Source organism: Agrobacterium pusense (genome assembly GCF_900102105.1).
GTDB classification, from domain to species: Bacteria; Pseudomonadota; Alphaproteobacteria; order Rhizobiales; family Rhizobiaceae; genus Agrobacterium; species Agrobacterium pusense.
Window position 1 is genome coordinate 63,018 of record NZ_FNBB01000015.1, and the last position, 23,289, is coordinate 86,306.

At 58.5% G+C, this 23,289-nt stretch carries 26 protein-coding genes; 19 read left to right on the plus strand and 7 right to left on the minus strand.

What is annotated here, in order from left to right; genetic code table 11:
- The first annotated feature begins 182 nt into the window (after positions 1-182).
- From BLU28_RS23620 to BLU28_RS23685, 14 genes are all read left to right on the plus strand, one after another.
- Positions 183-1,268, plus strand: a complete 1,086-nt coding sequence (locus tag BLU28_RS23620; protein ID WP_077986006.1) for a lytic transglycosylase domain-containing protein — start codon at positions 183-185, stop codon at positions 1,266-1,268.
- Positions 1,265-1,618, plus strand: a complete 354-nt coding sequence (locus BLU28_RS23625) for a TrbC/VirB2 family protein (RefSeq protein ID WP_077986005.1) — start codon at positions 1,265-1,267, stop codon at positions 1,616-1,618. Before BLU28_RS23620 ends, BLU28_RS23625 begins: the two co-directional genes overlap by 4 nt.
- Before the next feature lie 2 nt (positions 1,619-1,620).
- Positions 1,621-1,947, plus strand: a complete 327-nt coding sequence (locus BLU28_RS23630; protein WP_077986004.1) for a VirB3 family type IV secretion system protein — start codon at positions 1,621-1,623, stop codon at positions 1,945-1,947.
- Between the two features lie 3 nt (positions 1,948-1,950).
- A complete protein-coding gene (locus tag BLU28_RS23635) occupies positions 1,951-4,470 on the plus strand; it encodes a VirB4 family type IV secretion/conjugal transfer ATPase (protein WP_077986003.1) in 2,520 nt (839 codons plus the stop codon).
- Positions 4,448-5,620: a lytic transglycosylase domain-containing protein gene (locus BLU28_RS23640; protein ID WP_077986055.1), complete on the plus strand. Its 1,173-nt coding sequence runs from the start codon at positions 4,448-4,450 to the stop codon at positions 5,618-5,620. Before BLU28_RS23635 ends, BLU28_RS23640 begins: the two co-directional genes overlap by 23 nt.
- A 23-nt stretch (positions 5,621-5,643) precedes the next feature.
- Positions 5,644-6,435 carry a conjugal transfer protein gene (locus tag BLU28_RS23645; protein ID WP_077986002.1) on the plus strand — a complete coding sequence of 264 codons (792 nt, stop codon included), beginning with the start codon at positions 5,644-5,646 and terminating at the stop codon, positions 6,433-6,435.
- Positions 6,432-6,638 (plus strand): hypothetical protein, encoded by a 207-nt coding sequence (locus BLU28_RS23650; RefSeq protein WP_077986001.1) that lies wholly within the window; start codon positions 6,432-6,434, stop codon positions 6,636-6,638. Before BLU28_RS23645 ends, BLU28_RS23650 begins: the two co-directional genes overlap by 4 nt.
- 8 nt (positions 6,639-6,646) lie before the next feature.
- On the plus strand, positions 6,647-7,723 hold the full coding sequence (locus BLU28_RS23655; RefSeq protein ID WP_234794436.1) for a TrbL/VirB6 family protein: 1,077 nt from the start codon (positions 6,647-6,649) through the stop codon (positions 7,721-7,723).
- A gap of 102 nt (positions 7,724-7,825) precedes the next feature.
- Positions 7,826-8,560, plus strand: coding sequence for a VirB8 family type IV secretion system protein (locus tag BLU28_RS23660; RefSeq protein WP_077986000.1), 735 nt, complete (start codon positions 7,826-7,828; stop codon positions 8,558-8,560).
- A complete protein-coding gene (locus BLU28_RS23665) occupies positions 8,557-9,390 on the plus strand; it encodes a TrbG/VirB9 family P-type conjugative transfer protein (RefSeq protein WP_077985999.1) in 834 nt (277 codons plus the stop codon). Before BLU28_RS23660 ends, BLU28_RS23665 begins: the two co-directional genes overlap by 4 nt.
- 10 nt (positions 9,391-9,400) lie before the next feature.
- Positions 9,401-10,717 carry a type IV secretion system protein VirB10 gene (gene virB10, locus BLU28_RS23670; RefSeq protein WP_077985998.1) on the plus strand — a complete coding sequence of 439 codons (1,317 nt, stop codon included), beginning with the start codon at positions 9,401-9,403 and terminating at the stop codon, positions 10,715-10,717.
- Positions 10,714-11,763 (plus strand): P-type DNA transfer ATPase VirB11, encoded by a 1,050-nt coding sequence (gene virB11 / locus BLU28_RS23675; RefSeq protein WP_077985996.1) that lies wholly within the window; start codon positions 10,714-10,716, stop codon positions 11,761-11,763. The genes virB10 and virB11 overlap by 4 nt, the downstream gene beginning before the upstream one ends.
- Positions 11,732-14,521 (plus strand): type IV secretory system conjugative DNA transfer family protein, encoded by a 2,790-nt coding sequence (locus BLU28_RS23680; protein ID WP_077985995.1) that lies wholly within the window; start codon positions 11,732-11,734, stop codon positions 14,519-14,521. The genes virB11 and BLU28_RS23680 overlap by 32 nt, the downstream gene beginning before the upstream one ends.
- Positions 14,522-14,981: 460 nt before the next feature.
- Entirely contained in the window at positions 14,982-15,323 is a 342-nt protein-coding gene (locus BLU28_RS23685) for a helix-turn-helix domain-containing protein (protein WP_077985994.1), read from the plus strand.
- Positions 15,324-15,355: 32 nt separating this feature from the next.
- On the opposite strand, the gene BLU28_RS26905 is transcribed toward BLU28_RS23685, so the two are convergent.
- From BLU28_RS26905 to BLU28_RS23715, 6 genes are read right to left on the minus strand one after another with little or no spacing between them, the layout of a single operon-like run.
- Complete coding sequence (locus tag BLU28_RS26905; protein WP_077985993.1) at positions 15,356-15,889, minus strand: hypothetical protein; 534 nt, start codon at positions 15,887-15,889, stop codon at positions 15,356-15,358.
- Positions 15,890-15,916: 27 nt separating this feature from the next.
- A complete protein-coding gene (locus tag BLU28_RS23695; protein ID WP_077985992.1) occupies positions 15,917-16,291 on the minus strand; it encodes a hypothetical protein in 375 nt (124 codons plus the stop codon).
- An 8-nt stretch (positions 16,292-16,299) separates the two neighbouring features.
- Positions 16,300-16,614, minus strand: coding sequence for a hypothetical protein (locus BLU28_RS23700; protein ID WP_077985991.1), 315 nt, complete (start codon positions 16,612-16,614; stop codon positions 16,300-16,302).
- The gene (locus tag BLU28_RS23705; protein WP_077985990.1) at positions 16,615-17,238 is read right to left on the minus strand and encodes a thermonuclease family protein; all 624 of its coding nucleotides are present in this window, start codon (positions 17,236-17,238) and stop codon (positions 16,615-16,617) included.
- Positions 17,235-17,870, minus strand: coding sequence for a nuclease (locus BLU28_RS23710; protein ID WP_077986053.1), 636 nt, complete (start codon positions 17,868-17,870; stop codon positions 17,235-17,237). Before BLU28_RS23710 ends, BLU28_RS23705 begins: the two co-directional genes overlap by 4 nt.
- A gap of 17 nt (positions 17,871-17,887) precedes the next feature.
- A complete protein-coding gene (locus tag BLU28_RS23715; RefSeq protein ID WP_077985989.1) occupies positions 17,888-18,424 on the minus strand; it encodes a hypothetical protein in 537 nt (178 codons plus the stop codon).
- Between the two features lie 127 nt (positions 18,425-18,551).
- Here BLU28_RS23715 and BLU28_RS23720 point away from each other — a divergent pair, with 127 nt between their 5' ends.
- The 5 genes from BLU28_RS23720 to BLU28_RS23740 all read left to right on the plus strand — a co-directional run bounded on the left by BLU28_RS23720 (position 18,552) and on the right by BLU28_RS23740 (position 22,615).
- A complete protein-coding gene (locus BLU28_RS23720) occupies positions 18,552-18,953 on the plus strand; it encodes a hypothetical protein (protein WP_077985988.1) in 402 nt (133 codons plus the stop codon).
- 122 nt (positions 18,954-19,075) lie between these two features.
- Positions 19,076-19,825, plus strand: coding sequence for a ParA family protein (locus BLU28_RS23725; RefSeq protein WP_077986052.1), 750 nt, complete (start codon positions 19,076-19,078; stop codon positions 19,823-19,825).
- Positions 19,826-19,827: 2 nt separating this feature from the next.
- Entirely contained in the window at positions 19,828-20,232 is a 405-nt protein-coding gene (locus tag BLU28_RS23730) for a hypothetical protein (RefSeq protein ID WP_077985987.1), read from the plus strand.
- 24 nt (positions 20,233-20,256) lie between these two features.
- Positions 20,257-20,631, plus strand: a complete 375-nt coding sequence (locus BLU28_RS23735) for a hypothetical protein (protein WP_234794438.1) — start codon at positions 20,257-20,259, stop codon at positions 20,629-20,631.
- Complete coding sequence (locus BLU28_RS23740; RefSeq protein ID WP_234794439.1) at positions 20,621-22,615, plus strand: relaxase/mobilization nuclease domain-containing protein; 1,995 nt, start codon at positions 20,621-20,623, stop codon at positions 22,613-22,615. Before BLU28_RS23735 ends, BLU28_RS23740 begins: the two co-directional genes overlap by 11 nt.
- On the opposite strand, the gene BLU28_RS23745 is transcribed toward BLU28_RS23740, so the two are convergent.
- Positions 22,569-23,240, minus strand: coding sequence for a hypothetical protein (locus BLU28_RS23745; protein WP_077985984.1), 672 nt, complete (start codon positions 23,238-23,240; stop codon positions 22,569-22,571). The genes BLU28_RS23740 and BLU28_RS23745 overlap by 47 nt on opposite strands.
- Positions 23,241-23,289: the final 49 nt, after the last annotated feature.

A 23,289-nucleotide genomic window follows, 5' to 3' on the forward strand; every position in this document is an offset into this window, starting at 1 on the left:
CGGCTCATCCCATAACAGAACTTGCACTACAGTGCTATTTTTTGATTGATTTCCCGCTCGGATTGCAGTTCAAAACTTGTACGGCAGTATAAGTTATGGACTCGTTCGAAATGGATGACAGCCCGCCTTCTTCTGTGAGCAACCCGACAGCCAGAGCGTCGCGGCGGACGGTCTGGCCCGCTATGACGTCACTGCTTCTGGCGGCCAGTTTTGCCTCGACTTCCGCCGAGAATGATCCACGCCGGAGAAGCGAAAGCCGCGAGCTTAGCGATCGGCCCATTGGTTTTGCCCTCAACCATTCGGAAGAGCGCGCCGCGCCGGCAACACCTGTGGCGGTATCGCTTCTTGGTGTGACGCCCGAACATCTATTGCCGCCAGCCATTGATCTCGCCAATTTCAACGAACGTTATTGGGGGCGGGCCGAAATCAACGCCGCCACCGAAAATCTTGCCTTCGTCGTAAAAGCAACGACCCGATCACGGCTTGCCGGTCCTGAACTATCGGAACAATTGGCGCGCGACACGAGAACATTGCGGGACCACTCCGTGTTCTCACCGATCAGCGTCTTCTCGTTTGAGCCGGGTCGAGGGGAACGGGCCGGCGATCCAGCTGTCGACGCCGGCAACGCCGCGGATCAAACATCGACGCAAGCTCGTCCCGACCTGCTTTCCGGCGTGCCTGAAGAATACGCAACACTCGCGGTGCAGATTGCGGCGGAGGAGAAGGTCGATCCGAACTGGGTACTGTCGATCATGCGCGCTGAAAACGCGCGTTTCGATCCGGACCTGGTCAGTTCGGCTGGTGCCGTCGGCCTGATGCAGGTGATGCCAAAGATCGGTGAGGCTTTCGGCGCCGATGACCTTACTGACCCCGAACAGAATATTCGTGCAGGAACGCGTTTCCTGCGTGTGCTCATCGTCAAGTATCGCAACCCGGTGCTGATCGCCTCCGCGTATAATGCCGGAGAACCACGTGTCGATGCGCATCAATCCTTGCCGCTCATCCGCGAAACCGCGGACTATGTGACGCGCGTCGTCGGCTACTACACCGGCAAGCCGGCAACCAGCCTGCCTTACACACCCAGGCCGACGGCCAGCCCTGAATCCAGTCAGCACCGCCGCGCAGGGCTGGTCGACCGGGCAAGGTCCCCGATGCTTGTCTTCTCGGCCACAAAGCCGCTTGTCTCGGACGACAGCCCGCAACAGCCAATGAAAGCGATCCAACGCGGCGGCCCGGTCAAAATCGTCAAGGAAGAGGTAGTTCAATGAGCATAATGATCACGGCAATCCTTGTTGGCAGCGTCACCTGCCGCTCCCCGTTTAACCGTAAGTGGGCCGGCCATGTCGCTATGGTATTGCTTGCGGCCTCGATCCTGTTCGTCAGTCAATATGAGCCGGCCGCCGCGCAAAGCCTTGATGCGCTGGAGAATGCTGCCGATAGACTGGTGCAATTCTTTACCGGCCCCTTCGGCCGTTCGGTGGGCGCGATCGCGTTCATCGGCATGTTCCTGGCTGCCGCTTTTGGTTTCTGGTCATGGGGAGCGCTCCTGCGGGTCGGCGGAAGCCTCGCGGGCATGTTTGCTGCCGCTGAGCTTGTCGACTTCCTCGCTGGGTCGTGATCATGACGAACTCTGCCAACAAAGCCGCAGGCGGGGACGACTACATCGAATCTTATCCTGTCATCCTTGCCCTCACGCGTCCGCCGACAGTGATGGGGATCCCTTACACCTATTTCCTCGCTGAATGCTTCATCTCGCTCATGGTGTTCATGGTGCTGGGTTCCATTCTGTGGTTTCCCGTCTCCTTCGTCACCCTGCACGGCATTCTCTACGTGCTGACGGTCAAACTCGACCTCTGGTTTTTTGACATTCTCGGGCGCCGCAGCATGTGCGGCGTCAATCCCCTCGGCCGCAGGCTGGGCGGGGGCATCCGGACCTACGGAGCTTGACCGATGGGCACCACGGCACGATCGCTGAAGGGAAGCTTGTCGAAGGGCTGGCAGATCTTTGCCGATCGCGGCATCTCGACCCATGTTCCTTTCTATGTCCCGATTGAAAACGGCATTATCCGGCTGAAGAACGATTGCCTCGTATCAACCTTGCGTCTCACCGGCTTCTCGTTCGAAACAGCCGATATCGAAACGATCAATATCCTGCAGCGGCAGCGCAACGCCGCATTCCGCGCCATATCCTCGATCGGCAGTTTCGCGCTCTACACCCATGTTGTCAGGCGCAAGGTCACACCGTCCTTGCCGGCGACGTTCACCGACCCCTTCATTCAGCGTCTGGATGATGTCTATCAAGCAAGCATCTCGAGGAACGAGATGTTCGTCAACGACACCTACATTTCACTCGTTGTGCGGCCGCTATTCAAACGAGGCTCAGCACTGTCCCGCATCATGGGCATCGGAGGCGATGTCGTGCGGAAAGAGCTGCTTCGATCGATTCGAGACAAACTGGTCGAGGCGACAAAAGCACTGGAGAAGTCACTCGCGGCCTACGGTCCCAAAGTCCTGCGTGACGTGCAGCGTGTCCAGGTTGACCTTGGAAACGGCAAGACGATCTATCGCGACTTTTTTGAAAATATGGAGCTCGATGAGGGTACACCCAAAGCCTGGTTTTCGGAGCAATGCGAATTTTTCTACACGCTGCTGAACGGCGCTCGTGTGCGGCCTATCCGGCTCGGCAACCTGCCCGTCGATGCGATGCTGCCAGCGCGTCGCACGTCGATCGGCAACCGCACGATCCACCTTCAGGGGGAGACCTCGGGCGATGACCGCTACGCCGCAATGGTGTCCTTGAAGGAATATCCGCCCGAGACCGGCGCCGGCATGCTCGACTACATTCTCAAACTCCCATTCGAGATGGTGCTCACGCAGTCGATGTCCTTCATTGACGACATCGCAGCAAGAAGCCGGATCGAGCGCCTCGATCGGCAGCTGTCAAAAGCCGACGAGGGCGGCTCCAGCGTTCAGGCCAGTCTCGATATTGCGCGGGACGAGTTGGCGCGCAAACGGGTGGCCTTCGCGGAGCATCATCTGACCGTCATGCCGATTGCGACATCGCCGGCCCAGCTTGACGATGCCGTTGCCCTGATCGGCAACGAACTTGGTGCGTTGGGCGCTTCCTATGTCCGCGAGGACCTGAACGCAGAGCCCGCCTATTGGGCGCAGCTCCCCGGAAATCAGGCCTATATCGCCCGGCGCGCGGTGATCTCGACGCTCAACTGCGCGGGCCTGAGCAGTTTCCACGCCTATCCCTACGGCAAGCCGGACGGCAATCACTGGGGTCCGGCGATCACCATATTCGAGACGACGTCGGGCACGCCGTTCTTCTTCAATTTCCATCAGGGGGATGTTGGACATACGACGGTATTCGGACCGACGGGTTCCGGCAAAACCGTGATCATGGCTTTTCTAATCCTCCAGGCCTACCGGGTCAGCCCGCGTCTGAAGACGATCGTGTTCGACAAGGACCGCGGTCTCGACATCATGGTTCGCGCGGCGGGTGGAACCTACCTGACGCTCGAACCCGGCGAGCCGTCAGGTTGGAACCCTTTGCTTCTCGATGATACCAAGGAAAACCGCGTTTTCCTCTATCAGCTCTTAAGCTTCATGCTGAAGCCGTCGAAGGAAGGCGAGAGCCTGACGCCGCAGGAGGAGACCATCATCCGCACGGCGATCAAGTCCGTCCTTAAGACCAAGGATCGGTCCTATCGCCGCCTGTCGTCGCTTCGCGCCCTGCTCGCCGGAACCGAACGAACCGAGGGAAGCCTGATCGCACGGCTCGATAAATGGGTCGATCATGGCCCCTATGCCTGGCTCTTCGATAACCCCGACGACAATCTCGATATCTCGCGGCCGATGATCGGCTTCGACATGACGTCGATCCTCGACGATCCACCGGTTCGCACGGCAGCACTTCTCTACATGTTCCATCGGCTGGACGAAGTCTACGACGGCAAGGCGCCGATCATCAACCTGATGGACGAAGCCTGGAAGCTGCTCGACGACGACGAGTTCAAGCGCACGATGAAGGACTACTTCAAGACCATCCGAAAGCGGAATGGTCTGGTGATCTTCGGGACGCAGTCCGCTGATGACGTGGTGCAGTCGAGCGTCAGCCGGACGATCATCGAACAGACCTCGACCAATATTTTCTTTGCTAATCCCAAGGCGGACGAAAATTCCTACATGGAGCACTTCGGCCTTTCCAGGGCCGAGTTCGACTGGGTCAAGAATGGCGACCCGGCCTCGCGCTTCATGCTGATCAAGCACGCGAAGAGCAGCGTGATCGCGCGTGTCGACATGTCCCACATGCCAGAGTTCATCAAGGTCCTTTCCGGCCGAGAAGAAACCGTCCGCGAGGTTGAGATGCTTCGCGAGGAATACGGCGACGATCCCAAGAACTGGCTTTCGAAATTCTGCGACTGGGAGGGGGATGCGTCCGATGACCAACGCAAGGCTTCCTGAACTGGCAACCGTCAGTGCCGTGGTACTGGCCAGCGTGTTCGGACCAGTCGCGGTGCTAGCGCAGGTACCGGTGAAAGACGGCGCCCGCCGCGATATCCAGCAGGAGACCGAGAACTGGTACAAGACCTATCAGTCAGATACGCGAAGCGTGAAGGGTGCGTCGGGCGGAACGACGGACAGCGTTGCGCCCGGGCAGGGCTCTGGTGCGCCAACCGATTGCTCGGCCGAGGGTATCGGCGGTGAAGCCGCGCCGGCCGGCCCGTCGAAGCGCACCTATAGCCAGCAGGAAGTCGCCCGATTGGTCGCCGACGAGGCGATCCGCCAGGGGGTCGACCCGAACTTTGCGCTGGCGATTGCCGAACAGGAGTCACGTTTTCGCCAATCGGCGCGCTCACCGGTCGGTGCGACCGGCGTCATGCAACTGATGCCGGGGACCGCGGCCGGCCTTGGTGTCAATCCTTACGACCTCCGCGACAATATTCGTGGCGGTGTGAAATACATCAAGCAGCTGCAGGGCATGTTCGGCAATCGCTACGACCTGATCGCCGCCGGCTACAATGCCGGGCCCTATCGCCAGTCACTTCAAAACGGCCGGATTCCCGATATTCCCGAAACGCAGGATTACGTCAAAAAGGTTTCAACCTACTATAGCCGGAACAAGGCGGAGAACGGCGACAGACGTCCCCCAGGCGACGGCGTCGAGACGGAAACCGTCAGTGACGTCAGTGGATGCGGCGAGCAGCTGAAGAAGGCGATCGATCGCAATACTGAGGCGCAGGCCGAAAGGGGTTCCGTCTGGAACGAGCTTCTGGGGAAATCGCTCACGGCAAACCAGCAATATCTACAGCGCCTGCAGGCGGGGCTTCGGTCTTCTTCTGCGGCCTTACGCGGCGCAGGTGGTGGCAACACCAGGGAACACGATGGCTCACTTGTGATGGCCGAGGTCCGGTGCCCTTCGACCACCATCGATACCGGCAACGTTAGGTGCTTTGCCGTGCCATCCACCGCTACCACCGACCAGATCAGGCGCTGGCTTGAAGACCTCCAGGAGGAGGCTCGCGCCAGTGGCGATGTCGCCACCTTCTCGGTGGTGGAGGATCCGGCGCTTGGGCTGGTGACGGTCGTCGATGCCCGGCCGGTGGCAAATTGAACAGGAAGAGAGAGGACAGGCAGATGAAAAAATTCGTTATCGCCGCAGCGCTTGCCATCACCGCAACATCGGACGCGCTCGCGCAGGTTCCGGTCAAGGACGCAGACAATATCGCGGTCAGCAGGGAAATCGAAAAACTCTCGAAGCAGATCCAGGATGACACCTCGATCGTCAAGGATAACACGACGAAGACGCTTCAGGCGATAACCGGCGACCGATCGCAGGATGCCAGCCAATTCGCGAAACTAGCAACAGGCAACGGCTTCAGCATGGGACAGGCGCCGGACTTCAGCAGCATCCTGTCCGGAAACGAAGCGTTGTTCGGCGGCATCAGCGGTGAATTTCGGAACACTGCCGCCAAGCTGATCAACGGGCTCAATCTGGTGAAGATGGCGGTCGATACCGTCAAGGGAGGGGAGCTGTCGGGCGCCAACCAGGCCTACTCGCAGGGCATCAACGCGCTAACGACATTGACTGCCCTTACCGACGCTATGAACAGCGCCACGAAGGAGCGCCAGAACGCCTTCATGCAGGCGACGGAACAGATCGGCACGGCGCAGGATTTGAAGGGCGCGCTCGAACAGAATACCCAGATGGTGCTGCAGGGCAACCAGACCGCAAACGAAGCCGTCGGCTCCCTCAACAACCAGGTGATGTTGCTGAATCAGCAGTACAAGGCGGCACTCGCGACCTCGTCTCAAAACCTTAAGACCTTCGCGACGCTTCCGGACAGCGTGATGCGCGATGGCGGTAGTGGCGCTGACGGGGCATCTGTCCGCGACCAGCTCAAGGCATTCGAGGAGCAGACCCAGTGAGGTTCGTCCCGTTGCTGATACTGGCCACCGCGACCTTGTCCGGATGCGGCGGCAAGTCTGAACAGCTGGCAAAATGTTCGGCTGACGAGAACCCCGTGCCAGCCCTCGGCTACGCGGAACAGCAGAAAGCGGCGCCGCCGCAACAGGCGCTTGCGCGGATCGTCAGCAACGATTGCGGTCCGATGCGGCCCGTTAATTCCTAAGAGGGGGGATGATGGATCCGGTCAGTTACGCGATCAACTTCTACGGCGACGCACTCCGGTATTTCGACAGGATCAACGAGGCCTCGCTGGAGAGAGCGTGGGGTCTGTTCGCCGAGAATGGCGATCTCGTCTCTTCCATTCTGGCCTTGTTCCTCATCCTCTATTTTCTCTGGGGCGCACTTGGCTTGTCGAGTGTTTCAGTTCAGGACATGGCGATCACTGCCTCAAAGCTCGCGCTTGCCTATGCGCTAGTCATGTCCTGGGCCACCTTCTACGACAATATCGGTCAGTTCGTTTTGACGTCGCCTCAGGATCTGGGTGCTGCCATTTCCTCCGCGATGGGCGGGCAGTCCGCCGGCTCCGATCTTGCCGCGCAGGTCGCCAGCATGTCGCGCAAGGTCTACGACTTCGCCATGCAGCTCTTCAATTCCTACGAATCCGGATGGCTGCCGAACGTCACCGGTGCGGTTGTCGTCTTCATCGTTCTGGTCTTCGGTCTCTTGCCGATGCTGCTGATCCTGACTGGCGTGACGCTGTTTGCCAAAATGATCACCGCTGTCATGCTGGCGATCGGCCCGATCGCCATCCTCTCCTATTTCTTCCGGATCACGCGGTTCGTCTTCGACGCCTGGGTGAGGGGCATCGCCTATGGCATGTTCATGCTGCTTTTCACCTATGTCATGGCCGGACTGTCCTTCGGGTTTCTGGTTGGCATGATGGACACGATAAACGGCGACATGGCGACGAGGGAAAACGCGCTAGCGATCGTGCTCGCCATGGTGCTCTATCTGGCGCTGATCTCCTATTTCATTTTCCAGGTTCCGGAATTCGCGCGAACATTCGCCTACGGCACAATGACTGCAGTCACTCCCGGCGGAGGCGGCGCCAGTGCGCTATACGGCGCTGCCCGCGAAAGATTAGGTTCCAGCACCTCGCGAGGCGGGCAGGCCGGAGCGGTGGCCCTTGCCATGCTGGCGGGTCCAAAAGGCGCGTTGACGGCGGTTTCGCTTTCGGGCCGCGGGGCAATGACGGGCGCTGGCGCGCTCGGCCGGATGCTGACAATGCGCCGGCGAAACGGCGAGTGAGGTGAGACACCCTCTGGTCATTCAGGTTTTTCATGCGGACAGCGCATCCGTTCTTCAAGCGGGCCGCAACATTAACGACGATCATGATTTTGGGGACAGAACTTGACATTGTTCAGAAGACAATTGCGATCAGAGCCGGTCGACCAGATGGCCGGTCCGGAGGATCTCTACGATCAGCACCTTTCATGGGGTGAGAAGAACCGCTCTCTCCGCACCTTGATCGGTTTCATCCTTCTGCTGTTTGCCTTGGCCGGCTGGACTGTTGCTGGCGTTCTGTCGTTCTCAGTGGCGCAGCTCTTTCCGCTGGTGCGCACCGAGGTTGTACCTCTGATCGTTGACCGGAACACCGGCTATATGGAAACGGTGACCACACTCGATAAAGACCGTGCGACGGTCTCGGAAAACCAGGCCGTCCGCGCCGCCTTCGCCGGCAATTACGTCATCCGACGTGAAACCTACGATCCCCGTTATCTTTCCGACAATTTCGACATGATTGCGCTGTGGTCGGAACCGGGCTCGCAGGCCTTCAAGGACTACGAGGATTGGATGAACCCCTCCAATCCCCGAGGCCCCGTCAAGTTGCTTGGTGCGACCGGCGAAATCCGGCCGGAGATCCTCTCGGTCAATCCGCTCAATCCATCGACCATGTCTATTCGTTTCGAGACACGTGAACGGCGTCGCGGTGGTGACGTCGTTACGCGTTGGTCGGCGACCATACGCTACCGGCAGATCAACCTGCCCGCCAGCAACCGCGTCCGCCTCTACAATCCACTCGGTTTTGTCGTGACCGAATATGCGAAAGTCCCCGAGACCATGCCCTCAGGGATTACGCCATGATGAGGCAGACGGTTTTTGTTTCTCTTTTCATGCTGCTGTGGCCGTCGGCCTTACATGCCGAACTCGTTGCGAGGCCAGGACGCCTCGATCCGAGAATACGATCGCTTCCTTATTCGGCCGAGCAGGTGTTCCTCGTGACAGGCACCTATGGACTTGTGACGACAATCCTCTTCGGAGCCGATGAGGAAATAACCCAGGTCGTAGCCGGTGACACAATCTCCTGGCAGATCCTCACCTCGGCTGATCGACGCTCCCTGACCCTGAAGCCGATGGAGAAGGATGCGGTCACCAATCTGTCCGTCGTCACGACTCGGCGAACCTACTCCTTCGACCTGCGTGTCAACGACACCAAAGCCATGCAGAACCAGACGTTCAAGCTGCGGTTCACCTATCCGGAGGACGCCGGCCTCAAGGGCACGGCAGAACTCTGGAAGCAGGCTGAGGCAGCCCAACGCAATCCTAACATCAAGAACATCCGCCGTGACAAGGTCAATTACGACTACGGCTTCAAGGGAAGCGATGGAGCCAAACCGCTCTGGGTTTTTGACGACGGGCTGAAGACCTTCATGAAATTCACCGGCGACATCCCGGCGATCTTCATTGTCGACGGAAGACGCCGCGAGAGCCTCGTGAACTACCGCCGCGAGGCCGATTACATCGTCATCGACAAGGTCTCAAGGCAGTGGACGCTGCGTTTCGGTACCGAGAGCGAGACCTGCCTTTTCAATGTCCGCACAGCTCCTGCCGATATCCCCGCGCCGATTGAAGGAGCGGTATCGCCGAAGCGAATTGGCACCGGAACATCCCACCAGCAATCGCAATCAAGATAGGAGGCGCGCCATGTCGGACCCCAACTACCGTTCGATAGACACCGATACGTCCATTGGCGGGCAGGTGAGGCGCAGTGGCATAGGCTTGATGCGGCCGTTCGCAGTTATTGTCGCTATTGCTGGCGTTGGTGTTGTTCTCTACTTCCTTCTGGCGGGTGGGGAAGAAGAACCGACAATCGACGCGACGCCCCGTGAGGAGTTCCGGCCGGTGCAGACACCGAGGAACGAAGGCTTCAGGATTCCATCACCGCCGCCGTTGCCCACTGTCGAGGTTCCGGAAGCGCCACCACCGCCGCCACCGCTACCGGTCCCGCGCGTTCCCGTTGCCGCGCCTGTCGCGCCGCCTGCCGAGGTCGATTGCACCCGAGGCAAAAATCCGGACGACCCCAAATGCATTGAGCTGGAGCGAAAGGCCAAGCTGCTTGAACGCGTCCGCTCGTCTGCAATGGTATTCGATCAGTCGGACCAGACCAGAAGGACGACGTCGTCCGATGCATCAGCGAATATGTTGGGTGCGAACAGCAACCCGGGTCAATCAGGCGCTACGAGCGGAGATGCAGTCGATAGCGATCGTGCCTTCCTGAAGTCGATGAGTGCACAGGGTGTGGAGGTGTCGGCCGCAACCGAGAACCGCCGCACGGATGCCTGGATACCACAGGGGACGATGATCCGAGGGACGCTCGAGACAGCTATCAATTCCGATCTCGCCGGCATGGTGAAGGGGATTGTGCGGGAGGATGTCTATTCCTTCGATGGCCGCCGAATTCTGATTCCGGCTGGCTCGTCACTGATCGGCGATTACAAATCCGGTGTCCAAAGGGGACAGGAGCGCATCCTAATTGTCTGGACACGAATGATCCGCGGCGACGGGGTCTCGGTGCAGCTGGGCTCCTATGGCACGGACCGTCTTGGCCGCTCTGGTATGACCGGCGTCGTTGATCGGAAGAACTGGGAGCGGTTCGGACCCCCGGCGCTGATGACGCTGATCGGCGGCGCGACTCAGTACATTGCGCAGCTTGGTCAGAGGCAGGATCGCGACATTACCATCATCAACGAGAATGGCAGTGTCACCCGCATACCTCAGGACAACGGAGAGTCATCCCAGGACCGCGTCCGCTCGATTGCCGCGGAGACCATCGCCTCGGGTATCCAGCAAATGGCAGCAACGGCGTTCGAGGATTCCCGCAACATTCGTCCGACCATCCACATTCCTCAAGGTTCGGATATCAACGTTTTCGTGACGCGGGATCTCGATTTCGCGGGTCTCTATCCCGACCCGGTGCGCGAAGAGTTCGAGCGCCTTCGCAAGGTGAGATACGGGAAATGAACGCGCGCCCCCAGATCTCTGCCGAACAGCACTTTCTTACCGAGGCGCTCGAACCCATACGGGTTTTCCTCGACGACCCTGCTGTCGTGGAAATTTCGTGCCAGCGTAGCAATGAAATCTGGCTGGAGAAGATCGGCCAGCTTCGAATGGTGCGCCACGAGATCGAGGGCCTCGAACAGGACGTGATCCGACACATGGCGTCTCGCGCCGCCTCCTTCACCAAGCAGACGGTCAATGCCGAAAACCCGCTTCTGTCGGCCACGCTGACGGGTGGCGAGCGCGTCCAGTTTGTCCTGAGTCCGACCTCTGCGACCGGCCACGCATTCTCGATCCGCAAGCAGTTCATCCGACGGTTCGACCTCGACGACTATGAGAAGGCGGGCGCCTTCCGCTTCACGAAGGTAACCGGAGACGATTATCTCGATGATGTCGATGTCGAACTCTCGCGACTGTTGCGGGAAGGAAAGGTACGAGATTTCCTGGAACTGGCGGCCGCCAACCATCGAAGCATGCTGATCTCCGGTGGCACGTCCACTGGAAAGACGACTTTCCTTAACACGATGCTGACGGCGATCCCGAACCACGAGCGCTTCGTCCTCATGCAGGATACGGCCGAGCTCGAGCCAAGCCAGGAAAACGTTGTTTCGTTGGTGGTCTCGAAGGGGGGGCAAGGCGAGGCGCGGGTGACGATGAGTGACCTTCTGGCCACGGCCCTTCGCCTGCGGCCCGACCGCATCTTCATGGGCGAGCTGCGTGGCGACGAGGCGTTCGATTTTCTGAACGCCATCAACACCGGTCACCCGGGCTCTATGTCAACAATCCATGCCAACTCGCCGCACCATGCTTTCAACCGGCTGTCGACGCTGGTTCTCAACAGCAATGTCCGCATGGAGCGTGACGACATCATCCGCTATATCCGCTCGATCATCCCGATCGTTGTCCAGTTAAAAAAGAGCGATGCCGCCGGCGGGCGCGGCGTCAGCGAGATCTATTTTGCCGATGAGGTTGACGAACATGGCCAGCGTGTACACGGACGGAGAGATTGATCGCCCGAAATGGACGAGCTTGCAGAAACTGTCCTTCCTGACACTGCCCGTCGCGCTCTCGGGCGCCGTCGTGATTTGGCTTGTCTTCTTCACCTTGATCTACGACGCCTATGTCGTTTCTTTCGGATCACCGTCGTATTTCGATTATGTAGCCCAAGTGCGCTTTGCTGAGGCCGTTCGTTATACCTGGTCGATTATCCATACCCGCAACACTGCCGGACTGTCGCTTCTGGCATTCGCACTTGCCTCACCATTCCTGTTCTTCCTGCTGTGCCTCTGGATGCTAAAGGGCGGAAGGGCGCTGTCGCGCAAGATCCTCTACCTCCTGCATGTCCGGTCGATGTTCAGCCTGACCGCCTCAACGTTTCTCATCTTCGCCGCTGCTTATGCCGCCGTCGCTGTTTATGGACTTGCATTTTACCTCGTCGTCACCCGCGCTGGTGAACATGCGCAAATCGCCAGCTACTATGGCAGCCATCTCGCTGCAATGTACCAGGCACCGTTCGGGGCGACCGACGTCGATGGCGTCTATCAAAAACCCTTACGACAGACCGTGGTTGCGACGCTTGCCGGTCTTGGCGCAGCCGCCGGGCTTGTCGGTTTTCCGATCGGAGTGACGATCCAGAAGCGTCAACGGATGATCATGGGCAAGGCCCGTCTCGCGACGCTCAGGGACGCGGCGGACTTTCGCCTGCGCGACAAGCGCGGGATCGTACTTGGGCTGAAACAGGGGCTTCTTCTGCGCAATGACGGAGACCAGCACGTGATGCTGATCGGTTCGCCCGGCCAGGGGAAGTCGCGGGGTTTCGTTATCCCCTCGATGATGAGTTTCGAAGGCTCTCAGATCGTGCTCGACATGAGCGGTGAACTGTACAACGAGACCTCCGGTTACCTGAAGGCCAAGGGTTTTGAGACTTTTCTGCTGGCGCCGGGATCGAAATTTACCGACGGTTACAATCCGCTCGACCTGATCAGTCAGGATCCCCACCAGCGGATCACCGACCTGCAGAAATTGACCCAGATGCTGCTGCCGGAGCGGCTGCGCTCGGATTCGTCCGACTTCTGGGAAGAGAGCGCGAGGATCCTGCTGACGGCCACGCTTGGTTTCGTGCTCGAATGCCCGGATACCCGCAAGTCGCTCAGCGAACTTTACCGCATTCTCAACTCGATGTCCGACGAGCGCAAGGCGATCGTCCAGTTGCTTGAAAATTATGAAACGATCCTGTCTGACCAGACCCGCATGCAACTGACCAAATTTGCCGGTCGTCATGAGAAGCTTGGAGAAGGGATTGCCGCAGAAATCGTCGCCAAACTGAACTTCCTGCAAAACCCCCTGGTAGAGGCGCTGACCTCGATCACCACGATCCCGATCGATCGGATCCGCCGCCGCAAAATGGTCATCTACATCCAGGCGGACTGGAACGCGATGCAGATCTATGAACGGCTGATCTCAATGTTCATCCAGCAAATGGCCGACAAGCTGGTCCAGATGGGTCCGCTCCCCAATGGCGAACACGAAGTCATGATGATGCTTGACGAGTTTGGCAACGGCGGCCGCATTGACACGGTGCTGACGCTGGCACCGCTGATCCGCAAGAATGGCGTTCGTTTCGTCTTCATTCTCCAGGACGGGGCCCAGCTTGAAAGATTGTACCAGCGGTCCGGACAGAAGATCCTGATGGGAGCATCGACGATCAAGGTCTTCATGAATTTTCAAAATCAGGACGATGCGCTGGCCGTCTCGCTCGCAGCCGGGAAAACCACCGAATGGGTCGAACAGTCGTCCTATTCTTATCGCCATGGCCGCAGGCAGCGGTCGATCTCCAAGGTACCGGTGTCAGTCGATCTCCTTCCTGTGAACACGCTGATGATGATGAAGCCGGAAGAGGCGATCCTCCAAGTGACCGGCATGCCGGTGATGCGCGTCATGAAACTGGATGGCGGCGAGCGGATGTTTGCTAAAGTGCGACGGTTCAAGCCGGTGACCAGGCCTTGCCTGAAGCCCGTTGAGTGGACGATCGCTGACAGTGACCGCCTGGGTCCTCGCGCGCCGCCGGTGAGTGCTGTCACGCCGCGTGATAGGACGAGTGCCGTCGAACTTGGAGCTGATCTCAATCTTGCTGCGATCAAGCGCGCCCGAAAGCCACAAGATTTGAGCTTCATCGTCAAAGAAGGCGTTCGTCACGTTTATATTTCTTCCCTCGATGAACTGCGTCGCCGGCTGGACCTCGATGAGAAGCGCGAATCTGGAGTGGCAGAAGAAGATGCAGGCGATCAGCAGCCGCGGCGTAAACCCGCGCATTATGCGGCTGGGGGCGAAGATGTGAGTGTCGAGACCAAAGACGCCCGCGCCAAATTTACAGATAACATTGATCTCGATATCGATGAAGAAAAGCTTGGCCAGAGCGTCTATTTCGGACCTTCGACGAGCGCGCGCAAGCATCAGGACGGCTTATCCGCATCCGCAGGCGGGGCGCCCGATCGCTTATCTGCTTCCCCCATTCTCCGGCGCCAGGAAGTGAGAGAAGCATTTGGCGACGATCTCCAGGCCTTGAATGACGTCGTCTTCCAGCAGGCGGGCGAAAATTGGGTTGAGCCAGAAGAGTTGAATGCGGATGTCGATCTCCTGATTGACACCCTTTCAGGCAGGCTGACCGAGACAAGTTCGAGAGCGTGGCTACGAGAGTTCGCGGACGCGGCACGCGATCCGTTGGGGGAAGATGAGACGGAGCCCGAAAACAGGTCGGATCGCAATTAGTTTCTGAATTCAAGCAGAACCGCAGTTCGGAGGAGCCGACCAGGTGCGGTATTTTGCCCGCGTATCACGAGAACGACTTCCACGGCCAAAATCGAACATCTCTCGAGACTCCAGATTTCCGATGAGCGTAAAATCCAGCGGATCGTTTCCGCAGCCAGGGCTTATGCAACGAATTGATGCAGACCTTCCTCGGATCCGGATGATCGGCCAGTATCACTTGCATCGGTAGATCGGAGAGGTGTAGGGAAGCGTAATGAGTTTGTGAACTGCCTTGTTTGAAATATGAACGACAAGCAGATTACACTTAGGCAGAGATAATTGCAGTCGACATCGGGTGATGGATGAGCAAACCGGTTCCAGGGACATTTTTGATGCGCCGTCATGGCCCACCTTGTCGTCACTTGGTCGGCGTATGGGTCGGTCTTAGACTGCACCCGGTCCCGACTGGGAATGGCAGTCGATGCCTCGTGTAAAACACCAGCCTCCGGTCGAGGCCGTCGATGTTTCGACACTCGATTCTCTGTCATTCCAGGAGAGGCTTGCCATTGGCCTCGAACGGCTGAAGGCGGAACGCAAGGTGACGAACCGTGAGTTGGCTGTGCAACTCGGGGTGCACGAGGCATACATTTCGCAGGTCACGCGGGCGATGCGAGACGTCAAGCTCTCGACGCTCGACAAGATGCAGCGAGAGTGGAATGTCCTCATCGAGGATTTGCTTAAGATCACTGAAGATGACCTCCCTCGGATAGCGGTCTGGAAAGCCCGCCGCAAGAAACAGAAAACCGCCGGGACCGACTCGTGATCGCGTGGTCGCGAGATGCTTTCCGGCAGCTGCTAGTGGTTCAAGTTGAACCAGAACCTCTCTTTCACGCCTTCGTCGTTTGGAATATCAAAATAGTAGGGATCCGCGCGGCGGGGGCGGGGAGTTGCAATTTGCTTGATGCAGCTGTCGCCCTCCCCACCCAAATTCCGATTGATCGTCAAGCCCCCTGACCTCGTACTGCCGTTACGCTGGCCCAACGGCCGGCAAATATTGACGGTCTCGATGCACTGGTCAGGTTCACTCCGCGAACTGATGTCGCCGCCTCGTGACGAATAGCCTACTGTGGTTCCAGAAGGGCAATCCTCGTAATCCTCATGGCCAGGCTTTCCCGCTTTTGCTTCTTGGCAGATGGGCCAGGAAAAGCCGGGTCTGGACATTGCGTCGATGAGCTTTCGCATCGGTGGAACGCAATAGGGGACACCGTGCCAGGACGGGTTTTTCGATGCGGCACATAGGAGAACTTGGCAACCCCAGTCCGCGTCCTGTGCTTTTGCAGACATCGCCGAAAGTGAGCCCATCAAACCTGTGGCCAAGAACATGACCATTTTCACAGCCGGTCTCCTTTGATTGGTCTACTGCATTTGCACCCAGGCGCCGTCGATTTTTGCAAACGACAGGGTGCCGGGCTGGGTCACCCCCGCAAATGAGCCGCTTGTGGTGGTGATGACGCCGGTACAGGTGACACCGGGCACCGCCTGCCGGGGCCGGCATTCCGAAATCCGGATCGAACGACCGGATTTGGCGATCGCGGCGCTTGCCTCCGTGTCGCTCGGGAATTCAAACGCCCATTGTTTCTGTCCGAACTCCTTTTCGAGCCGCACGATCTCCTGCTCAAGCTCTGCTGTCCTGTCAGTCCGTTGCAGGTGGCCGACCGTGTAACCACCTGCCGATCCAACAACGAACACGATACCGGCGCTCGCAAGCCATCCATGGTCGAGTTTCGTCATCGGCAATTTCAATAGCCTTCGATGCCAAGGCGTTTCAGGATCGCTATGGGATTTGTTTCGCAATCCGATTTCCATTCACGATGCTTGGCGCAGGCATAGGCGTATTGGCTAAGGTCGGCCGAAGACAGGTCTGCCAGCTTGTTGCCGACCGCTTTCCATTGCTGCACGTCCGCCGGATCGCAGCCAGCGCCGCCTGCCCCGCAAAAGTCCGGATCCCGTCGTTCGATTTGTGCTTTGGTGGCGCCGTCCTGCGCGCGGGCTGCATACGGAAGAACTGAAAGCAAGATCAGAATAATAGCCGAAGTCTGGAAAGGGCTTTTCATTTAACCTCCATTCACTCGCGTGAGGGACAAGGCGCTGTTGGGAATGACGGACAAGGGTAGGGGACGGTGCGCTTCGGAGGCCTGCGCCTGGCCGTCGGACTGCTCAACGGGCACCTGCGATACATTGTTGAGCCAGGGAGGAGATAAATCTGCCGAGGACCAGATGCCGAGGCCAAGCCCTCTCGCTCTTCTCTCAATGTCGAAATAAGCGGGGATCTGAGGCTCGTTGGGATAGTTGAACGCGTAGCCGATCCCTTCCGCAATCGCCGTCTCCGCGAGGTTCGTCTCGCCTACAAAGCAATGGGCGATCAGATTGTTGTTGGTATCGCGACCGATTGGCGCGCAATTGACGTCCTGGCCAAGGGTTCGCAGGATCATCCACGCGCGCGTGACCTCCCCAGCCGGCCATGTTATGCCGTCGCTCGTCGCCACCTGCTTGAGACGAGGGGCTTCAAAGCCGGCCAGCCGCACGAGTTGACGGCTCTTGATGAATTCGAACGTAGTGCCGTCGATAACCTGTACCTTGCCAAATATCTGACGCGGAACGCCGGAGGGAGGAGCCTGCCCCAGCGACCCCGTTGGAGCGAGAGCGAGTAAAATCATCGAGATCGTGATAACCTTCATCGTGACACCCCGGCTTGTTGCACCAGCACCGAAACAGGGTGCGGCATGTCGGGATAGGCCCAGAGCCCCGCGCGGGCAGCACGGGCGCTTTCCTCAGCGATCCTGTAGCCAGGAACAATGAGTTGGCCGGTGCTATCGACAGCGGCAAATCCCCATCCTTGCGCTATAATATAGGTCGCGAGATCATAGCGATGCGCGCCCGCCGTCGTCTGGCATGCGACCACCACATTGCTCTGGTCAATCATTTGAATGTTGGTGCAAACAGGTTTTGTGTCTCTAATCAGAGCCTGCATCATGATCACGTTCAGTTCCCCGCAGTCGCGCGAAGCCCCTGCAGACGGGGTGACGGTGGTTCCGCGCAGGCATGCCTGCAAACCATAAAGGCGATACCGCTTGCTGCCGGAGATCCAGCTATCGCCGGTCTCGAACTGCGCGTGGCTCGGAAACGGCACGAACGCGGAAGATGGTGGCTGCGCCGCGTCCCTCGTCCCAGGAGAGCTATCTTGCGCCGCCTGAACGCGAACAACTGGTGGAGAAGGCGCGTGCACTTGCCGCAATTCGTTACTGGCAAGCGTCGGGAGGATGACAATACCTGTGTAGAGGCCGGAAGCTGCGATTGTGGACATAAACATCAAGGCTCCGATCCGCATCAATGCCTTGTCGGATTGGCGCGGTAACGCTCACCGTAGGGCTGGAGAAAACTGAGACTGGCCCCGATTTCGGCTTTGGTCGCCCGTGCGGCGTCTTCCACCTGCGAATAAACCGGGAAGACGGGCTGGCCGGCACTGTCACCGAAGACGAAGGCCACGCCCTTGCTGATCAGCACTTCCGAGAGAGACCGTGCGGTATCTCTATCCATGAAAACGCATTCAGCATATGACACCATCAACCGGCCGCGGGTCCGCCCGAGCTCGTGACAGGGGAATGCGTTTCCGGTGAATTGCTGCACGTCTGAGATGGTCACAGTCATCGCCGCAAGCGAGACGATGGAGCGGGTTGCCACAAAGTCTGCATATTCGAGCGGCTCGATTGAAAGGCCGCCCTGGACTTCGGCTAGCCTTGCATGCTGGTAGTGGCGGACAAATTTTGTGGTCGCGTCGACCCAGCTTTTCTCAGGCAGGGCGACCAGGGAACCGATATGGCCGAAAATAAGATGGCGAGAAGCCCGCCATGGGTCATTCTTCATGTTCGCATCCGTTGCCTGTTGACTTTTTCGAATATGCACGAAATTGTACTGCAGTGCAAGTATTGAGCGGCCTTGAAGTTTGAGGCAAGCTTGGTCACAGGCTCATTTTGCGTGTTGAGACGGGAAGATGTCGATCTATAAAAAAGCTCTCATGGCCTTCACGTTTCCAGTCCGCGCCGCCTGGTTGCTGCTCCAGATCGCGTGCTTCCTCCTGGTGTCGATGGCATGCATCTTGGTTACGGCCTTTGTCGGCTACTGGATCGTGTTGACGTTTTCGTATGCCTTTTTGCCGCCGGAAACGGCCGGGAGCGTCTGGCAATGGGCCACCGACCTCTATGCTGAATCTGCTTGGTTTAGGGCCGGGACAATCACATCGTTCCTGCTGCTCGTTTTGCCAATTCTTCGATTCTGGCCGGGGAGGGATCCGGTTTCCGAGGCAGCACGAACGCTCGAAACGATGCGGCTTAATGAGGGGCTTATCGCAGCCCGGCAACAGGAGGAGGCACGGGCAAAGCTTCGTGGCCGGTGAAGGATCGTGTTCCCTCGTATGAGATGGGAGCAAAGACAACTGCCAGGCTGGGTTCAGATCTTCCGCTTACGGGCGCGCAAGCGATCGCGATCCAGACGTCGGCAAAATGGGTGAGAAATGTCATGACAGTCAAACCCCTCTCTCTCGCCATATCGACCTTCAAGGGCGGGGCCGGGAAGTCGACCCTGAACGTCAATCTCGCTGCGGAGTTTGCACAGCAAGGCCACAAGACGCTGCTGATCGATTGCGACGAACAGGAATCGTCGACGCGCTGGTACAATGTCTCCATGAAGCGGGGCCTATTGCCGACGGACGGGTCATTGTTGCATCTGCGCGTGGCGCCTCGAGACAGGTTTCGTGAGCGGCTCGACAACGCGCCCGAGGCGGCAATCCGGATCTACGATGTCGGTGGGTACGTGCATCAGCGCGCGATCGAAGTCTACCACGAGTGCGATGCCATCCTTATTCCAGTGATTCCAGAGCCAACGGCAGCCACGTCGGCCATCAAGGTGGCTACCATATTGACGGAAATAGGTCGGAAGCGGGATCGCGGGCCGATCCCTTACGCGGCGATCTGGAACTACGTGGACATGATTGCCCTCAAGCACAATCGATCGCTTCCCGAGGTTCACGCGATCTTGGCGAGCGGCCGGATACCCGTGGTCGAAACGGTCGTCCGTAAGAGCAATCATTTCAGCGACGTGGGGGCCGGTTACGGTTCCCTATACTCGAAACTCGCAGGCATTGTGAACAACCCGGCGTTGACGCCGTCAGCCAAACGGCGGGCGTCGGAAAGCGTGCTCGATGCAATCGATCTCGTGAAAAGGATCAACAACGAGTTCATCGGTCTGCTGCAGGCGGAGGGGGTTTAACGATGTCAAAGGAAAGAACGTCGGCCGGCAACATTCTCGCCGTTACCCAAGCAGGGGAAGAAAAAGCGAAGGACGTCGAGGAGGCAGCAACTTCCTACATGCCAACAAATATAGACCTCGAAGCTCTCATGCCCGCTGGTTCTGGTTCGGCACAGGCGGAAACCGGTTTTTCGGAGCCAGATTCTTCGAAGATCCGAATGCCGGCCAGCCTTGAAAACAAGCGAGGATCGGAGTCCAAGGCGCCCAAGACAACGGCTCGTGCGTCAGTAAAACGGAAACGGGTATCGCTTTATCTTGATGACGATGTATTGACGAAGATTTTCCACGTGTCTTTGGAGCAGCACGAGCAACTGTCCTCAGCGACCCATCGCTTGATTCTGGAAGCCCTTAAAGCAAGGGGGCTGTAGATCGAAATGAGAGGTCCGCCCATTATGTTCCGCCTTCCCGATCATGTCCTAGGAAACGTGGAGGCTCTTGCCGGACGGCTTGATATTTCCGTCAACATCGTTGCCAAGCTTATCGTCGTCAGGGAGATCATGAATGTTCCAGCCATGCTCGATGAACATGATCGTCAGTTGGCCGACATACATCGGTTCCTACGTGAGCTGGCCTTCCGTAACGAAGAATTCGTCACAGACGAGGGTACCCGCGCCGAGAGCGTCCGTGTGATTGCGCAGAGGCTGGATGACGTGCTGGGCGCTCTCGACGCCATTCGCGATGCCGCCTTTGTCCGGCCATCGTCTTATATCGTCGACTTGATCAGGAGGCATGATGAGGGAGCCGTTCAGAAGTCGCTTGAACGCTAGATCCGAAGGTCGCCGGCTGCCAAGCTATTTCGATTTGATCGACGACGAGCTGCGCCGTCGTGGCGCGGGTGGCGGAGGTGGGAAGCGCGCGTCGGCCGTGAAAGATAAAGGAACACCCGCAAAGCACCCTGCTGTCTCCTCGGCGCTTAGCCGCGCGGCGGGTAACAACGCGGTCGTCGTCAAGGTTCTGTCTTATGGTGCAGGCGCCGGCTCTGTGCGCCACGTCTTGCACTACCAGGCTAAGGAAGAAAAGGCCCACGATCAGGACGACCGGGAGGTATCGGATATCAATGAAGCCGTGCGCTCATGGGAGAGAGAGTTCGGCCATCGGAAGGGTAGCAGGGACGTTGTTAGTCTGACCTACGAGCTCGAAAATGCGGACCGGGCAGACATCGCTCGTGCACTTTCCTCGCTCGCAGAGGATGGTTTCCGCCGGGCTGGCGACATAGATCGAACATACGTCTTCAGTGTGAGTGATGGCGAGAGGGGACAGACAAGGCTGCACTTCGTGCTCGTCATTGCGCATGAAAAGAAGGATCGGGCGGATCGCAGCAGCAGCAACCGTATTCCGGGCGAGGCAGACATCGCGCATGCTATCGAGCAGCGCCTGGACAAAACCTTGCGGGGAGAGGGCATCACGCCGATCTCGCGCTATCCGGTCGAGTTTTCGTCTGGTCCGAAGGGTCTGATTGCGGCCTTGCACGCCATGCAGCGCGGCGCGGTGGAGGTGACGCTTTCGACAAAAGCGTGCATCGAGGAACGGCCAGGCAGAAGCGGGCGGTATTTCCGCGGCGGCGAGCGCCGCGAGATCACCACGGCCGATCAAAAGCAGCTGACGGCGGAGGGAAAAATCGTGGGCGCGCTTATGCAGACCCGACAGCCACGAGATTTTATGCATTTGTTGCTATCGGGACCGGCGAACGTCGATCGAGACGAGCTCCTCCTTGCTGGCCGCGACTTCCTCAGAGCGCAATTCGCTGGGCATCGCTATTCCTATGCGATTCACAATCGCAACGATCTTGCCAAGCATCCACATCTGCATGTGATTGTCGCGTTGCGCGATGGCAGCGGACAGATGCTCAATCCCAACATTCGCGACTTTATGGAATGGCGGATGCGCTTCGCCGAAATAGCGAGGGAACGTGGAATCCCAGTTGAACGACACAAACGCATCGAACGCGCCGCTCCGCCACCCGTCAAGCGTTGGGAGTGGGAAATGTTCCAGCGAATGGGAGCGACGGCGCCGCCAAGGGTGATCGAGAAGGTGATGGCCAAGGTTCGCGACACACCGACGGCGCCGAAGCTTGCGGAAGCCAGAAGGCGGCTGGACCAGACTCGGCGCTCGGTCGGACGTGTCGTCAGGATGCTGGACGGGATTGCTAAGGACCGAAATGCGCCGAGCACGGCGCGCGAGTTGAGTCAGGACCTCTTAACCGGGCTGCAACGTGAGTACCTGCGGCTCAAAACGGCCGTCCACGATGGCCGCGATCCCTCCAGAGAAAAAGGAGAAGAGCATACGTTGCGATCGACCCCCATTAGCGCCGCCCAGGCCAAGACGGCGAAACAAACTCTTGCGAACACCGCCTCGGCCATTGCAGCGAGGATCGCCAACCCTTCCGACCGCCTGATCTTCGAGCAAGCGTCCAAGGTAATCGGAAAAGTCGTCGGATTGCAGCTCGACGCGCGTGTCACGAAAAACCGCAGTCGCGCCGAGGAGGGCAAAGACAAGGGCAGCTACGACAGCCTCGAAACGAAGTCGGTCGCAGGGCGCGATCATGTGGCAGAGCAGGGGATCATCAAGAAGACGTCGAACGACCGCTCAGTCGATGCTGCGCGCATCGCCCGTTCCAATGTTGAGCGTGATCAGACGGACAATGACCGGCCCAATCGCCAGCGTGACAAAAGCCAGCAGCGCGATCGCGAAATGACGAAATCGATCAAGCTTGGTCCGCCCCGGGGGAATGGTAGGGACCGCAGTCGTTGAACTCTTTTTTGCCGACGATTCGGGCTGGCACGCTCAGTCTCAGCATTCTTTCGATCTCGGTGTCAAACGATCCGGCGCCACAATTTTCGGAAGAAAGGGAAGTGGAGAATTCTTCTGGAATTATATGGTCGCGGTGACCGCCTTCCATGGGGGGATAGTGGATGTAGGCGATGCCCGCCTCTACTGCTGCACGCCGTCCTTCGGCGGTGCTGCAGACCAACATGGCTTCCTTCTTTTCAACACCATACCACTCGATCGCTCGAAATACCGTATCCGTATCTGCCATTCCCGACCGATCATCCTGAGCTTGACGGAAGGTGCCCCATGTCATCCAGAAGTCCGGGACGACCTCCCGAACCTTCAATAGATCGTCGAGGATACGGGTTAGAGCGAGAAATTCTGGCGTGCTCTGGGTGCCGACCGTCATCCCTCTGGCGTCGGAGATGAAGCCGAAGCGGACGTCTTTTTGACGAAGTTGCTGTAGCATCTGGACAAAGATGGCGTTGACGTCTCCCAGCGTGAAGTCTCTGGGAGGGATAGTTCGTCTCAAAAGGATGCCATCTCTCTCGAAAATGATGAGACCTCTCGAACCGATTTTTCGGAATGTGCAGTCAATGGTATCCATCGGCAGACGATCCAAGCTGGGACACGCTCGCTATCAAAAATATGGGTGT